The sequence below is a fragment of the Achromobacter sp. GbtcB20 genome, assembly GCF_019091095.1.
Lineage (GTDB): Bacteria > Pseudomonadota > Gammaproteobacteria > Burkholderiales > Burkholderiaceae_B > Achromobacter > Achromobacter mucicolens.
The window spans coordinates 113,878-127,860 of sequence record NZ_JAGXJZ010000002.1; the positions used below are offsets into that span (position 1 = coordinate 113,878).

A 13,983-nucleotide genomic window follows, 5' to 3' on the forward strand; every position below is an offset into this window, starting at 1 on the left:
GGCGTTGCTATACTGGCCCCGTTTTCCTGATATGCGGCGGGGGTTCGCTGCGAGTCACTTATCCAGCTTCAAGCTCAACGAGGAGAAACATGAACAAACCCTCCAAATTCGCTCTGGCGCTCGCCTTCGCCGCCGTCACGGCCTCTGGTGTAGCTTCCGCGCAAACCGTGGACAACTGGCGCAACCCGTTCGGTAACGTTTGGAAGAACGGTACGAACGAACTGTGCTGGCGCGATGCCTTCTGGACCCCGGCCACCGGCATCCCCGGTTGCGACGGCGTCCCGGTTGCCCAGCAGAAGGCGAAGCCGGCCCCGATGGCGGCAAAGGTCGTGTTCAATGCTGACACGTTCTTCGACTTCGACAAGTCGACCCTGAAGCCCGAAGGTCGCCAACTGCTGCAGCAAGTCGCTCAGCAAGCCAGCACCATCGATCTGGAAACGATCATCGCCGTCGGCCACACCGACTCGATCGGTACCGAACAGTACAACCAGAAGCTGTCCGAGCGCCGCGCCGCTTCGGTCAAGGCTTACCTGGTCAGCCTGGGCATCGACCCCAACCGTATCTATACGGAAGGCAAGGGCGAACTGCAGCCGATCGCTTCCAACAAGACGAAGGAAGGCCGCGCCCAGAACCGTCGCGTTGAGATCGAAATCGTGGGTAGCCGCAAGTAATTGCTGGACTAGCTACAATAAAGGGGCCTCGCATAGCGAGGCCCTTTTTTTCGCCTGCGCCGCGCCCATCGGGTGCGGTGCCGAGCCCTCTCCTCGCCTAGCGCGCTGGACCCCTCTATATATAGAGCAGCCTTACGCCGGACCGCCCATGAACACGCAAACTCACGACACCGCGCAAGCCTCCGTCAACGCCGACCAGGCCGAAATCGACAAGTTCAGCGCCCTGGCCAGCCGCTGGTGGGATCCCGAAAGCGAGTTCAAGCCGCTGCACGCCATCAATCCGCTGCGCCTGGAGTGGATCCAGGAATGCGCGGGCAGCCTGGCCGGCCGCAAGGTGCTGGACGTGGGCTGCGGCGGCGGCATCCTGTCGGAAGCCATGGCCCGCAGCGGCGCCGAGGTGACCGGCATCGACCTGGCCGACAAGTCCCTGAAGATCGCGCGCCTGCACGGTCTGGAATCGGGCGTGAAGGTGGAGTACCGCAAGGTGCCCGTCGAGGAACTGGCCGCCGAGCAACCCGGCCAGTACGACGTGGTGACCTGCATGGAAATGCTGGAACACGTGCCGGATCCCGCCTCGATCGTGCGCGCGTGCTCGACCCTGGTGAAACCGGGCGGTTGGGTGTTCTTTTCGACCCTGAACCGCAACGCCAAGTCCTTCGTGTTCGCCATCATCGGCGCGGAATATGTCCTGCGCCTTCTGCCGCGCGGCACGCATACCTACGACCAGTTCATCAAGCCGAGCGAACTGTCGGCCGCGGCGCGCGGCGCCGCGCTGGAGCCGGTGAGCATGCGCGGCATGGAATACAACCCGATCACCCAGATCTACTCGCTGTCGTCCGACACCTCGGTCAACTACCTGATGGCTACCCGTAAATGAGCGCCCTGATCCTGTTCGATTTCGACGGCACCCTGGCCGACACTGCCCCCGACCTGGCAGCCGCCGCGAACCGGCAACGCACCCGCCGCGGCCTGGAGCCAATGGCTTACGAGGCGCTGCGTCCCGTGGCGTCCCAGGGCGCGCGAGGCCTGCTGCGCGTGGCGCTGGACCTGCAACCGGGTCATCCGGACTACGAGCCCACCCGCCTGCAGTTCCTGGAAGACTACGCCGCCAGCTCGACGGTGCACAGCAAGCTGTTCCCGGGCATCGAGGAGCTGCTGGCCGATATCCGCAACCGGGGCATGTCCTGGGGTATCGTCACCAATAAGGTCACCTACCTGACCTTGCCGATCGTCGAATTCCTGGACCTGACGCGCGACAGCGCCGTGCTGGTTTGCGGCGATACCACGGCCCACGCCAAGCCCCACCCCCTGCCCCTGCAGCACGCCGCGCGCGAAGCGGGCTTTGAGATCGACCGCTGCGTCTACGTCGGCGACGACCTGCGTGACATTCAGGCTGCCCACGCCGCCGGCATGCCCGCCGTGGCGGCTGCCTATGGCTACGTGGGCGAAGAAGACAACGTCATCGCCTGGCAGGCGGAAACCTGCGCCAATTCGCCCACGGAATTGTGGGCGGCCATCGAGCCCTTGCTGCCGCGCGACCTGCGCTGACCGCCGCGCACGGGCGGCCCGCCGGCTGCCCGTCCCGCCGGGGCGGCGCCCGCACCTGCCGGGTGCCCGCCACTGTTCGGCCTTATTAGCGCAACTGACCGAACAATCTATCCGGACGCCGGGGCTTTATCCGCCCCGCAATCTCCCCTAAAGTGTGAACCGTACACCGCGCTCCGGTTTTTTCGGATCGCTTCGCTACCGGCGCATGCCGGCGTCGTGGCCCAAGCAGGCTGCGGCGACTTCCCCGTGCTGACGGCCCTCAGCATCCCGTCGCACCGTGCCCCGCCCGCCTGGCGTGGCGCACGCCAGACCTTTTAGACCTTGCCTTCAACTCCCTGCACGCGCGGCGCCTTCCGGCCTCGCGCCCAAGGAATGCCTATGCTTTTGCCCATCCTGCTTCTTTCCGCCGCCGGCTTCACCATCCTGACCACCGAGTTCCTGATCGTGGGCCTCCTGCCCGGCCTCGCCCGCGACCTGAACGTGACCGTTTCCCAGGCCGGCCTGCTGGTGACGCTGTTCGCCTTCACCGTCGCGGCGACCGGCCCCCTGCTCACCGCCCTCATGGCCAACATGGAGCGCAAGCGCCTGTTCATCGGCGTGCTGGTGCTATTTGGGCTGTCCAATGCGCTGGCGGCGGTGGCGCCCAACATCTGGATCATGGCGATCGCCCGCTTCGTGCCGGCGCTGGCGCTGCCGGTGTTCTGGTCGCTGGCCAGCGCCACCGCCGTGGAACTGGTGGGACCGGCACGCGCCGGACGCGCCATCTCGACGGTGGCCTTCGGCATCGTGGCCGCCACGGTGTTCGGCATTCCCATCGGCGTGCTGATCTCGGACGCCTTCGGATGGCGCGCCGCATTCTGGGTGCTGTCCGCGGTGGCATTCGCCAAGGCCCTGCTGCTGCTCCTGACCTTTCCCAGCACGCGCGTCAGGGCCGACAGCGTGCGCCTGGTCACGCAATTGCGCATCCTGCGCGATCCCATGGTGGTCAGTCACGTGTTGCTGTCGCTGCTGGTGTTCACGGGCATGTTCACCGCCTACACCTACCTGGCCGACATGCTCGAGCGCATGGGCGGGTTTGACGGCGAGACCGTCGGCTGGACAATGATGGCGTTCGGCGCGGTCGGACTGGCCGGCAACACGCTGGGCGGGCGCCTCGTGGACCGCAGCCCGCTGGGCGCCACGGCCCTTTTTTCGGCGCTGATGGCCGTGGGCCTGACGTTCGTTGCACCCGCCATGCAGTCGCATGGCCTGCTGGCCGTGGCGCTGGGAATCTGGGGCATCGCCCAGGCCGCGCTGTTCATCGTCTGCCACGTGCGGCTGATGAAGTCCGCCCCCGAAGCGCCCGCCTTTGCCGCGTCGCTGAACATCTCGGGCGCCAACATCGGCATCGGCCTGGGCGCCGTGGTGGGCGGGCACGTGATCGACCACTACGGCCTGACGGCGCTGGGCGGCGCAGCCGCCATCATCGTGGCGGTTTCCGTGGGCCTGGCCGCGCTGATGATGGCGGCGGCGCGCGGCCGTCGTCAGTCCAAGGCGGCGTGCGCCAACGCCGTCTGAGCCGGCGCCGGTGTCCAGGCCGCCACGCCGGTTCCGGCGGGCAATTGCGCGATGGCAGGCTATTGCGTTTGACAGTACAATAGAGGTTCTTGGGGCCGATCCGGATTCGACGTGGGTCGCGAAACAACTCAGGGCATGCCGAGCACCAGTACGCTCGTTAAACCACTGGAACACTACAAACGCCAACGACGAGCGTTTCGCTCTCGCCGCTTAAGCGGTGAGCCGCTGCACTGATCTGTCCTTGGGTCAGGCGGAGGAAGGCAACTTCCTAGGGGGGTAACCCTCGAACCGCAGCAGCGACATTCACAAGGAATCGGTCTGCGCTGGGGTCACACGGCTCAGATTTAAATTACGTGAATCGCTTTGGTCCGGCCTGTCGGTTGGCTAAGTCCAAAGTTAAAACCAAATAAATCGACTACGCATGTAGAACTGGTTGCGGAGGGCTTGCGGACGGGGGTTCAATTCCCCCCGGCTCCACCAAATTCCGTTCAGCAACGTCAGCTGAAACCAAAAATCCTCAAGGGTGCAAATCCTTGAGGATTTTTTTCGTCTGGGCCCGGCTGGCGCGCCGGCATTGCGGCGTCACTGCCGGTTGATCCAGTCTTGCGCGCCCTCAATGAACCACGGCAGATTCAAGCGTTCGCCCTCGCCGGACTGGATGGTCAGGCGCTGACCGGACGGGTTGGATTCTGCCCCTGCGGGGGAATCCAACGGCCGGCTGCGGTAGTCCACGTTGCTGCGCGGTTGCTGCGGCGTGTCGGCGCAGGCTGCGAGGGAGGCGAGGGCTGCTCCGGCAAGGAGCAGCCGCATCGCTGCGTGATGTGTCTTCATGGTGTGCGGGTTCCTGCTGGCGGCACAGGCCGGTGTGCCGGGCAATAAGGCCTTCCCCGTACCTTACTCGCATTGGGCTGCCCGCGTCAGCCTGCCCCCATCCGGCTGCCGCATCGACGACCAGATCAAGCTGCACGGCTACCGCATCGAACTGGCGGACTGGACGCACACGCTGGGCCGCCGGTCCTCGTTTGTGCGGGCGATCAATCCGCACGTGAATCCGCTGCAGGCGCAGGTCGCCCAAGGTCCGGTGCAGGAGATCGGCCCAGACCGGCAAGCCACCACCTACGCCATCGTGCAGGGGCAACCAGCCCTTTGACGTGCGCATCGACGGCAAGCTCGCCGGCACGCTGCAGGTGGCGCCCGACACGTTCAGCACGCTGGTGCCGCGGCGCGACGGCGGCAGGCTGTCCTTCAGCGCCATCGACGACAGTGCCGGCCTTGCAACCCAGTCACGCGCTTCATTGCCAGCGAGATCGCACCCCACTATGCCGAGTAGGAAGCCGGTGGCGTGACTCCGCGCGCGCTGTGGCGGCGCTCGGGTGAAGAGGGGTTGCTCAACTGCGCGCTGCCGGACCCCTATGGGGCAGGCGGCGACTTCGGTCATGCGGCCGCGTGATCGACTACCAGAACACCCGCTTCAACAGGCGAATGCGCGCGCGCTGCGCATCTTCGGGGGCACAAGCGAGGTCATGCTGGAAATCATCGGCCACAGCTTCAATTGACGCGGCGCGCGTCAGACGCGCGCGTCCATCCAGGCCTGCATCAAGGCCTGCGCCTCGGGCGTATCGCCGATCACCCACGGGTCCAGCGCGAAAGCCACGATGCGCTTGGCGCCATAGCCGCGCGCCACTTCCCATTGCTCGTACACCCGGGGAAAGTCGGCCGAACGGGCCTTGAACGTCGAGCCGTCAGTCGACCCCGACGGCAGTTCCTCGAAGAGCTCCAGGATCAGGTCGAACGACGCACGGCGTTCCAGCAGCATGTCGTGCAGCGGCGCCAGCGCGCGCAGATTGTCCATTCCCGCCACGCCCACGCCATCCTGGATCATGGGATGGATACCCACGTGGTCAAGAATGCGGCTCCACAGTGTCGCCAGCGACCCGTTGCCCGGCAGCCGGCTGAAATAGGTGGAGATGCAGGGCACGTTGCCGCTGGTCTCCTGCGCCGCGCGCGATAGCGCGTCCAGCCACGGCAGCAAGAGCGACTGCCGCTCGTCGGACGCCCAGTTGTACTGTTCCAGCTCATACGGCAGATACCATCCGCGGAAGGCGCGGCGCTGGTTCCAGCCGGATTCGCGCATGTACGCGCTGCCGCGCTCGCGTGTCTGGTCCAGGAAGGCGGCCAGCGCGGGGGTGTCGCCCCGGGCCAGCACGTCCCACCAGCGCTGGTCGTACGGCAGGCCGACGTGGATGCCCAGGCCCTGGTGCGCGGCTTCGTCGAACAGCGTGTCCAGCAGCGCGCCGGGCGCCATCCAGTCGTCTGGCCGCCCGCCTTCCAGGCCGGTCCATTGCAGGAAGATCTCGCGGCTGCCCAGCCGGCGGAAACTGCGCAGCCGCAGCCGCCAGTCGTCAGGCGTCAGGTCCGCGTGGCTGCGCCAGAGCTGCAGGAACGTGGCATTTACGGAAACTGGCGGCGAGCATGCCGCCAAGGGCGCCAGCGCGCCGAGGGCCAGCGCCTGAAACAGGCGCCGGCGCAGGGGGGACTTGAGCCGCGGATGTTCCAGAAGACTGCCCTGCCCTTATCCGCGGTTGCCGAAAATGCCCGAAAGCGAACCCAGCAGATCGGCCGGGTTGAAGGATTGGCCGGGTTGCACCGCGCCGTCAGGCGTGGCCTTGTCGACCAGTTGCGGCAGCAGGGCCGACAGGGAATCCAGCACGGCGCTCTCGTCTTGCCCCGTCTTGGCGGCCAGTTCGTTCACGACGCCGGGATCCAGCACGGCGCCGAGCTGGCTCGGGCTGACGGGCAGGTTCTGGCCCGTGCCCACCCAGGACGCCACGACTTCGCCCAGTCCGCCCTTCTGGAAGCTGGCGATCAGCCCGGTCAGGCCGCCGGGGTACTTGTTCAGTTGTTCGATCAGCGCGGGCAGCAGCGAGGCCGATCCGCCTTGCTGACCGCCGCCGGCCATCGAGGCCAAAGTGTCCAATAGGCTCATTGCCGCGCTCCTGAAAAAGTCGGGAAATCAGTATAGGCCCATGAAAAGCGCGGTGTGCGTCAATGCTGTTGCCGCCGGCGACGACTTTGCAAAAGTTGTAAATCGCGCGCGCGGCCTCGCGATCCGGTTCAGCCTTTGGCCGGCGCGGCCGATGCCCGCAGCGCCTTCAACGCCTTCTGGCCCGCGCGCCCGTCCGGCGGCAGCCCCAGTTCGCGCTGGGCGGCCTGCAAGGCCTGGCGCGTGCGGGCGCCGATCATGCCGTCGGGTTCGCCCAGGTCGTAACCCCGGGCGATCAATAGGCGCTGCAGTTCGCGCCGCTCGGCGCGTGACAGGCCAGGATCGTCCGTCGGCCAGGCCTGCAACAGCGGACCGCCGCCCCGCAAACGGTCCGACAGATGCGCGATCGCCAGCGCGTAGCTTTCGGCCGCGTTGTACGAGTACAAGGCGTCGAAGTTGCGCGTGACGAGGAACGCCGGGCCGTTGCGGCCGGCCGGCAGCAGCAGCCCGGCAGGGGTGTCGCCCGCCGGCAACGCCTGCCCGTCGGCGCGCGTCACGCCCTGTCTGGCCCACGCGGACATCGGGCGTTTGTTCTTGCGGCCTGCCCCGGCTGTATCCAGCCCGGCCGGCAGCTTGACCTCATAGCCCCAGACCAGTCCCGGATTCCAGCCCGCGCGCTTGAGGAAATTGGCCGTCGACCCCAGCGCATCCGGCACGCTGTCGACCAGATCCCGGCGGCCATCGCCGTCAAAGTCCACCGCCAGCCGCAGGTAGGTGGACGGCATGAACTGCGTCTGGCCGAAGGCGCCCGCCCAGGATCCGACAAGACGCTCGGGCGCAATGTGCTCGTCCTGGATGATCTTCAGCGTGGCAAAGAACTCGCCGCGGAAATACGCCTGCCGCCGGCCGTAGCACGACAGCGTGGACAGCGAGGTCAGCAACGGCCGGCCGCCCAGCGTGCGGCCGAAATTGCTTTCCACGCCCCACACCGCGGCGATGGTGGCCGGGTCCACGCCATAGCGCACCGAGGCCCGGTCCAGCTCGGCCTGCCAGCGCGCCATGCCGGCCTGCCCGTCGGCCACGCGCTCGTCGTCCACCAGGCCCGCCATGTAGTCCCAGATGGGCGTCTTGAATTCCGGCTGCGCGTCCAGCAGATCGATCACCGCCATGTCGGGCACAAGCTGGGCGGTATGCGTGTCGAACGTCGCGCCCGAGACGCCGGCCTTCAAGGCGGGCGCCCGCAGTGTCGACAGGCAGGCGGCAAAGGAGTCGGCCGCCAGCGCCGCAGGCGCGGGCAGGATCAGCGCGGCGGTCGTCATTGCGGCGGTCGTCACCGCGGCGCGGGCGCGCGCGCCGCTCAACAGGGATTTCATGCTTGGGATTCCTTGGGAGGTGCGATCGCGGCATCGCCTTGCAGGCGCCGCGTCCAGTCTTCGACTTCACCGGCACGGGCGCGCTTTTCAAACAGGGCACGCCAGTTGGGCGACAGTTCGGGCAGCGCGGCAAGGGCGTGCAGCACGTCGGGAGCGAGCACCCGGCGGTTCAGGATGTCCTGCACGCGCGCCAGCGTCCATTGCGGATGCAGCCGCTGCGCAAGCGTGAGGGTGTCGCCAGCCGACAGCCAGCCCGTCTGCAGCACGCGGTAATACCAGCCCGTCATGCCGCTGGCCTGAACCTGCGCGGCCATGCCCTTGTGCTGGAACCGGTGGTCCAGTTTCCAGCATGGCTGGCGCGCCTGCGACACCTGGATCAGCGCCGTGCCCGCGCGATAGATGTCGCCCACGCATACGTCGCTTTCGGTCATGCCGGTCGTGGAAAGATTTTCGCCGAAGGCGCCGGGCGCACGCAGCACGGCGCGTTCGCCCAGCGCCTGGCGCCACGCGGGATAGTGGTCGCGCGCATAGTGATGCAACGCCTTTTCCGGGCCGCCATGAAAGCGCCGGTCCGCCTGTTCGTCCCCGTCCAGCCCTTCCAGGCCCAGCCAGCGCCGTTCGGCAACCGGCTGCTTGTCGATGCCGCTATCGCGTCCCGAATCGCCCAGCGGCCGCACCGCGCCCGTCAGCAGGGCCTCGATCGTGATGTTCATCTTTCCGTCTTCCAATCAGCCGGCCTGTAGCGCGGCAAGCTCGTCGTCGTCGAATCCAGCGGCGCGCCGCGCCTCCAGGTTGAAGGGGCCACGCAGGCGGGGCGCCTGATAGCGCGCCGCCAGTTCGGCGTAGCAGGCAACCGGCTCCCTGCCCGCCAGCGCGCACTGCTGCTTGTACCAATGGTTGCCGATCGCGACATGGCCGATCTCGTCGCGCAGGATGATGTCCACGATGGCGGCGCTTTGCGCCTCGCCCGCGCCCGCCAGCTTGTTCCGGATCATGGGGGACGCGTCCAGACCGCGCGCTTCCAGCGTGCGCGGCACCAGCGCCAGGCGCGCCAGCAGGTCGTCCCGCGTGCGCTCGGCCATGTCCCACAAGCCGTTGTGCGCGGGGAAGTCGCCATAGACGAATCCCAGCGCGTCCAGGCGCTGGCGCAGCAGGTCGAAATGCAGCGCCTCTTCGCGCGCCACGCGCAGCCAGTCGCGGTAGAAGGCCTCGGGCATGCCGGCAAAACGCCACATGATGTCCAGCGCCAGGTTCACGGCGTTGAACTCGATGTGGGCCAGCGCGTGCAAGAGCGCCGCGCGGCCCTCCTGCGTGGCCATGGAACGCTGGCTGACCTGGGCCGGCGGGACCAGTTCGGGCCGCGGCGGGCGGCCAGGCAATCCCGCAACCGGCGCAAAGACGCGTGCGCAATCGAGCCGCGCATCGTCGGCAATGGCGTGCACGCGCGCCAGCTTCTCGGGCCATGCCGTGGCGGCCAGCGCCGCCAGCGCCTGCGCGCGGATGCAACGCGCATCGTCCTCCTGCCCGCCGGGGGCCGTCTTGCTGCTGTCCATGTTGCCGTCGTTCCCGGGCGCCGCCTGGGCGCCTCAAATCCCTGTCATTGCCATGGCTTGCACGCCAGGCATTGCCGAAGACTTTATCATTCGCGGATGGATCCCTTGCGCCTTACCTTGGAAACCGATCTATCCCGCATCGACGCCCGCCAATGGGACGCGCTGGCCGGGGATCAGCCTTTTCTGCGCCACGCCTTTCTGCTGGCGCTGCACGAGACCGGCTGCGCGTCGCGCCAGACGGGCTGGGCGCCGCATTTCATGGCGCTGTGGCGGGACGATGTGCTGGCCGGAGCGGTGCCGCTCTACCTGAAGTCGCATTCGCGCGGCGAGTATGTGTTCGACTACGCGTGGGCCGACGCCTTTCAGCGGCACGGCATGCGCTACTACCCGAAGCTGTTGTCGGCCATCCCGTTCACGCCGGTCACCGGCCCGCGGCTGTTGGCGGCCAACGACGAAGACCGCGCGACGCTGGTGCGCGGGCTGGTCGCGTTTGCCGAAGAGGTCAACGTGTCGTCGCTGCACCTGCTGTTCCCCATCGACGCCGACGTGCGCGCGTTGCGGGATGCCGGCTTCATGATCCGCGAGAGCGTGCAGTTTCACTGGACCAATGCGGGCTACGCCGAATTCGACGCGTTCCTGTCCGCCATGAGCCACGACAAGCGCAAGAAGATCCGCCAGGACCGCAAAAAGGTCGCGGCAGCGGGCCTCGCGTTCCGCTGGCTACGCGGCGGCGAAATTGGCGTGGAGGAACTGGATTTCTTCTACAGCTGCTACTGCCGCACCTACTTCAACCACGGCAACCCGCCCTACCTGAGCCGCGAGTTCTTCGAGCAGGCTCATCGCGACCAGCCCGACGCCTTCGTGCTGATCCTGGCCGAACGCGACGGCGAGCCGGTGGCGTGTGCCCTCAACCTGGCGGGCGGCGACGCCCTGTACGGGCGCTACTGGGGCGCGACGGAATACGTGCCGGGACTGCATTTCGAGACGTGCTACATGCAGTCGATCGCGTATTGCATCTCGCATGGCATTGCGCGCTTCGAAGGCGGCGCGCAGGGTGAACACAAGATGGCGCGCGGGCTGCTGCCTACGCCGACGTGGTCAGCGCACTGGGTGGCGCACCCGGGTTTTGCCGAGGCGATCCAGAACTTCCTGGACGAGGAAACCGCGGCAGTGACGGACTATCTGGGCGAACTGGAATCGCATACGCCGTTCAAGGGGCCGCGTGTCTGACACCGACTTTAAAAAGCCCGCCTGAACCGTCAGAGAAACCGGTCCAGCAGCTTGCGGCTGTGCTTGTCCAGCGACTGGATGTCGCGCACCAGGTAGAAGATGCCGTGGTTGTCGGCGATGAGCAGCGTCTGCGCGGACAGGCGGCGGATGTCTTCCTCGCCGCGCAGCGTGAACGAGGTGGCGCCGCGGTCGGTCTCGACCTTCCAGACGCTGGGCGTGGCGTAGGTGGACACGCTGGTCAGCTTGCGGATCTCGGGCATGAACTCGCGGCTGGCGAGTTCTTCTTCGATCAGGGCGCGCGGCTCGGCGGGGACGTCGGACAGGTGTTCGATCCACAGCAGCTCATGCCCGTCGCTGGTCACCAGCGACAGGCCGCGGCCCGCCTCGCTGATCGGGAAGGCGCGCACCGGCAGGACGCCTTCATGCGATTCGCCGTCGGCGGACTGGAACTCCAGCCGGCCAAAGGCGTTGCGGCGCAATTGAAAGAACGGCAAGGTCATGGCGAGGTTATTCCGTTTCCGCGTCAGGCCACGGCGGCCATGTCTTCGCTGCCCGACGCCTGGGCGTCGGCTTCCGCCTGGCGCGCCTGCGCCTGATAGAGGCGGTAGTAGGCGCCCTCGCGGGCCATCAGTTCTTCGTGCGGGCCCTGCTCCACGATCTGGCCGCGGTCCAGGACCACCAGGCGGTCGGCCTTGCGCAGCGTGCTCAGGCGGTGCGCGATCGCAATCGTGGTGCGGCCGCGCACCAGGTTGTCCAGGGCCTTCTGAATCTCTTTCTCGGTCGTGGTGTCCACCGACGACGTCGCTTCGTCCAGGATCAGGATGCGCGGATCGATCAACAGCGCGCGCGCGATCGAGATGCGCTGGCGTTCGCCGCCCGACAAGGCCTGACCGCGTTCGCCCACCAGCGAGTCGTAGCCGTGCGGCAGGCGCAGGATGAACTCGTGCGCATGCGCGGCGCGCGCCGCGGCCACGATCTCGTCACGGGTGGCGTCAGGCCGGCCGTAGGCGATGTTCTCGGCAATGGTGCCGAAGAACAGGAACGGCTCCTGCAGCACCAGCCCGATATTGCGGCGGTAGTCGGCCACGCGGACCGAACGGATGTCGGCACCATCGACCAGCACCGCGCCTTCGGATACGTCGTAGAAGCGGCAGATCAGGTTGATCAGCGTGCTCTTGCCGGAACCGCTGTGTCCCACCAGCCCGATCATTTCGCCCGGTGCGATAGTCAGGTTCAGCCCGCGGATGACCTGGCGGTTGCCATAGCGGAAACCGACGTCGCGCAGCTCGATGCGGCCATTGATGTGCGGCAGCTTGGCGGGGTTTTGCGGCTCGGGCACGCTGGACACATGGTCCAGGATGTCGAAGATGCGCTTGGCGCCGGCAGCGGCCTTTTGCGTGACCGACACGATGCGGCTCATGGAATCCAGGCGCATGTAGAAACGCCCGATATACGCCAGGAACGCGGCCAGCACGCCCACGGTGATCTGCTTTTGCGAGACCTGCCAGATGCCGAAGATCCACACCACCAGCAAACCGACTTCGGTCAGCAGCGTGACGGTGGGCGAGAACAGCGACCACGTGGTGTTGACGCGATCGTTGACTTCCAGGTTGCGGTTGTTGGCTTCACGAAAGCGCGCGACCTCGCGTTTTTCCTGCGCAAACGCCTTGACCACCCGAATGCCGGGAATGGTGTCGGCCAGCACGTTGGTGATCTCGGACCAGATGCGGTCGACTTTTTCGAAGCCGTGACGCAGGCGGTCGCGCACGGCATGGATCATCCAGATGATGAACGGCAGCGGCACCAGCGTGACGAGCGCAAGCCACGGATTGATGCTGATCAGGATGACCGCCGTCATGGCGATCATGAGGATGTCGGTGGCGAAGTCCAAGAGGTGCAGCGACAGGAACACGCAGATGCGGTCGGTTTCGCTGCCGATGCGCGAAATCAGGTCGCCAGTGCGTTTTCCGCCGAAATACTCAAGCGAAAGCTGCTGCAAGTGCGCATAAGTGGTGGTGCGCAGATCGGCCCCGATACGTTCGCTGACCCACGCCAGAATGTACGTGCGCGCCCAGCCCAGCCCCCACGCCAGGATCGCCGATCCCAACAGACCGCCCAAATACAGGCGCACCAGGCTGTAATCGATGGGTGCGCCGTTCTGGAACGGGATCAGCACGTCGTCCATCAAGGGCATCGTCAGGTACGGCGGCACCAGCGTGGCCGCGGTTCCCAGCAATGTCAGCAGAAAGCCGGCAAACAGCGGGCCGCGATAGGGCCGCGCAAACCGCCACAACCGCAGCAGCGCCCAGGTGGTCGACGGCGCGGCCTGTTCCTGGTTGCAGGTCGGACATTCTTCCTCGCCCGCAGGAATGACGTTATTACAGATGGTGCAGGTGCGCTCTTCCAGCGCTTCGGCCTGTTTGCCCGACAAACGGATGGACTGCTGGGTTTCAAACTGCGCCAAAAGCCGCAACGCCGCGGGATTGCACGCCAGCGTGAACCGCCAGACAGCAAGGCGCGCGCTGTCGTCATGCAGTTCCAGCACGGCGGCGCCGGCATGGTCGGTGAGGGATAGCTTCAGTTGGGGGCCATATGGCCAGGATTCCCAACCGGAATCGTCGGGAAGGCGGGCGATCAGCCGTTTATCGGTGACGGCGACCAGCCCCGGCTGGAACTTCAAGCGCTGATCGAGGTCTATTTCGACCCAGGCCAGAAGGGTTTCGTCATCCGCCAGTTCGGTGCGGATTTCATCCCGCCAGCGGGCAGGAAATGCGTCGGCAAGGCCGGAAAGCAGGTTTGGTTTTTTCATTGGAACGCATACCGGGCCAGGACTCTGCCCTACTAGGCGGCAACCGGTTTGACGCCAGGGGCGGCAAACGTGTCCCTTCCTTACAACACAACGAGTTCACGCCATGAAGGCGTCGTATAGTATCAGCCGATTTTTCTAATTAGGAACATCTGGGATCCCCCACTCGTTGGCATTATTCTTTAGGCGCAACCCCAATAAAATCGCGGTCTTGCATAGGGGCGTCCGCGCGTGCCAACCTGCTTCTCGAGCGAATTAAAAC

14 protein-coding genes and 1 other RNA gene are annotated in these 13,983 nt (G+C 66.4%); 7 read left to right on the plus strand and 8 right to left on the minus strand.

What is annotated here, in order from left to right:
- Positions 1 to 89: 89 nt before the first annotated feature.
- From ompA to ssrA, 5 genes are all read left to right on the plus strand, one after another.
- Positions 90 to 671, plus strand: coding sequence for an outer membrane protein OmpA (ompA, locus tag KVT32_RS03335; RefSeq protein WP_056322232.1), 582 nt, complete (start codon positions 90 to 92; stop codon positions 669 to 671).
- Between the two features lie 148 nt (positions 672 to 819).
- Complete coding sequence (gene ubiG, locus KVT32_RS03340) at positions 820 to 1,548, plus strand: bifunctional 2-polyprenyl-6-hydroxyphenol methylase/3-demethylubiquinol 3-O-methyltransferase UbiG (RefSeq protein ID WP_056322229.1); 729 nt, start codon at positions 820 to 822, stop codon at positions 1,546 to 1,548.
- Positions 1,545 to 2,219 carry an HAD-IA family hydrolase gene (locus KVT32_RS03345; protein WP_062838600.1) on the plus strand — a complete coding sequence of 225 codons (675 nt, stop codon included), beginning with the start codon at positions 1,545 to 1,547 and terminating at the stop codon, positions 2,217 to 2,219. The genes ubiG and KVT32_RS03345 overlap by 4 nt, the downstream gene beginning before the upstream one ends.
- A 378-nt stretch (positions 2,220 to 2,597) precedes the next feature.
- Positions 2,598 to 3,776 (plus strand): MFS transporter, encoded by a 1,179-nt coding sequence (locus KVT32_RS03350; protein WP_217617711.1) that lies wholly within the window; start codon positions 2,598 to 2,600, stop codon positions 3,774 to 3,776.
- A gap of 91 nt (positions 3,777 to 3,867) precedes the next feature.
- Positions 3,868 to 4,256: a transfer-messenger RNA gene (gene ssrA, locus KVT32_RS03355) on the plus strand.
- 102 nt (positions 4,257 to 4,358) lie between these two features.
- Here the strand turns inward: ssrA and KVT32_RS03360 are convergent.
- Entirely contained in the window at positions 4,359 to 4,607 is a 249-nt protein-coding gene (locus KVT32_RS03360) for a hypothetical protein (RefSeq protein WP_152383764.1), read from the minus strand.
- Here KVT32_RS03360 and KVT32_RS03365 point away from each other — a divergent pair.
- A complete protein-coding gene (locus tag KVT32_RS03365) occupies positions 4,606 to 4,926 on the plus strand; it encodes a hypothetical protein (RefSeq protein WP_175156259.1) in 321 nt (106 codons plus the stop codon). The two genes, KVT32_RS03360 and KVT32_RS03365, sit on opposite strands and share 2 nt — an antisense overlap.
- Before the next feature lie 417 nt (positions 4,927 to 5,343).
- On the opposite strand, the gene KVT32_RS03370 is transcribed toward KVT32_RS03365, so the two are convergent.
- From KVT32_RS03370 to KVT32_RS03390, 5 genes are all read right to left on the minus strand, one after another.
- Complete coding sequence (locus tag KVT32_RS03370) at positions 5,344 to 6,258, minus strand: DUF4434 domain-containing protein (RefSeq protein ID WP_227741187.1); 915 nt, start codon at positions 6,256 to 6,258, stop codon at positions 5,344 to 5,346.
- A 90-nt stretch (positions 6,259 to 6,348) separates the two neighbouring features.
- Positions 6,349 to 6,762 carry a YidB family protein gene (locus KVT32_RS03375; RefSeq protein WP_056322216.1) on the minus strand — a complete coding sequence of 138 codons (414 nt, stop codon included), beginning with the start codon at positions 6,760 to 6,762 and terminating at the stop codon, positions 6,349 to 6,351.
- A 128-nt stretch (positions 6,763 to 6,890) separates the two neighbouring features.
- Positions 6,891 to 8,132 carry a lytic murein transglycosylase gene (locus tag KVT32_RS03380; protein WP_152383761.1) on the minus strand — a complete coding sequence of 414 codons (1,242 nt, stop codon included), beginning with the start codon at positions 8,130 to 8,132 and terminating at the stop codon, positions 6,891 to 6,893.
- Entirely contained in the window at positions 8,129 to 8,845 is a 717-nt protein-coding gene (locus KVT32_RS03385) for an MOSC domain-containing protein (protein WP_152383760.1), read from the minus strand. Before KVT32_RS03385 ends, KVT32_RS03380 begins: the two co-directional genes overlap by 4 nt.
- Positions 8,846 to 8,860: 15 nt before the next feature.
- Entirely contained in the window at positions 8,861 to 9,685 is an 825-nt protein-coding gene (locus tag KVT32_RS03390) for a ferritin-like domain-containing protein (protein ID WP_217617712.1), read from the minus strand.
- A gap of 96 nt (positions 9,686 to 9,781) precedes the next feature.
- Here KVT32_RS03390 and KVT32_RS03395 point away from each other — a divergent pair, with 96 nt between their 5' ends.
- The gene (locus tag KVT32_RS03395; RefSeq protein WP_175156261.1) at positions 9,782 to 10,915 is read left to right on the plus strand and encodes a GNAT family N-acetyltransferase; all 1,134 of its coding nucleotides are present in this window, start codon (positions 9,782 to 9,784) and stop codon (positions 10,913 to 10,915) included.
- Between the two features lie 29 nt (positions 10,916 to 10,944).
- Here the strand turns inward: KVT32_RS03395 and KVT32_RS03400 are convergent, their stop codons facing one another.
- The gene (locus KVT32_RS03400; protein ID WP_056322203.1) at positions 10,945 to 11,415 is read right to left on the minus strand and encodes a DUF1854 domain-containing protein; all 471 of its coding nucleotides are present in this window, start codon (positions 11,413 to 11,415) and stop codon (positions 10,945 to 10,947) included.
- A gap of 23 nt (positions 11,416 to 11,438) precedes the next feature.
- A complete protein-coding gene (locus KVT32_RS03405) occupies positions 11,439 to 13,724 on the minus strand; it encodes an ABC transporter ATP-binding protein (protein WP_152383757.1) in 2,286 nt (761 codons plus the stop codon).
- Between the last annotated feature and the right edge of the window lie 259 nt (positions 13,725 to 13,983).

Excerpts from the sequence above, each read along its gene's own strand:
- ompA (WP_056322232.1), top strand. The coding sequence starts at position 90 with ATGAACAAACCCTCCAAATTCGCTCTGGCGCTCGCCTTCGCCGCCGTC.
- ubiG (WP_056322229.1), top strand. The coding sequence starts at position 820 with ATGAACACGCAAACTCACGACACCGCGCAAGCCTCCGTCAACGCCGAC.
- KVT32_RS03345 (WP_062838600.1), top strand. The coding sequence starts at position 1,545 with ATGAGCGCCCTGATCCTGTTCGATTTCGACGGCACCCTGGCCGACACT.
- KVT32_RS03350 (WP_217617711.1), top strand. The coding sequence starts at position 2,598 with ATGCTTTTGCCCATCCTGCTTCTTTCCGCCGCCGGCTTCACCATCCTG.
- KVT32_RS03365 (WP_175156259.1), top strand. The coding sequence starts at position 4,606 with ATGGTGTGCGGGTTCCTGCTGGCGGCACAGGCCGGTGTGCCGGGCAAT.
- KVT32_RS03360 (WP_152383764.1), bottom strand. The coding sequence starts at position 4,607 with ATGAAGACACATCACGCAGCGATGCGGCTGCTCCTTGCCGGAGCAGCC.
- KVT32_RS03375 (WP_056322216.1), bottom strand. The coding sequence starts at position 6,762 with ATGAGCCTATTGGACACTTTGGCCTCGATGGCCGGCGGCGGTCAGCAA.
- KVT32_RS03380 (WP_152383761.1), bottom strand. The coding sequence starts at position 8,132 with ATGAAATCCCTGTTGAGCGGCGCGCGCGCCCGCGCCGCGGTGACGACC.
- KVT32_RS03385 (WP_152383760.1), bottom strand. The coding sequence starts at position 8,845 with ATGAACATCACGATCGAGGCCCTGCTGACGGGCGCGGTGCGGCCGCTG.
- KVT32_RS03390 (WP_217617712.1), bottom strand. The coding sequence starts at position 9,685 with ATGGACAGCAGCAAGACGGCCCCCGGCGGGCAGGAGGACGATGCGCGT.
- KVT32_RS03395 (WP_175156261.1), top strand. The coding sequence starts at position 9,782 with ATGGATCCCTTGCGCCTTACCTTGGAAACCGATCTATCCCGCATCGAC.
- KVT32_RS03400 (WP_056322203.1), bottom strand. The coding sequence starts at position 11,415 with ATGACCTTGCCGTTCTTTCAATTGCGCCGCAACGCCTTTGGCCGGCTG.
- KVT32_RS03405 (WP_152383757.1), bottom strand. The coding sequence starts at position 13,724 with ATGAAAAAACCAAACCTGCTTTCCGGCCTTGCCGACGCATTTCCTGCC.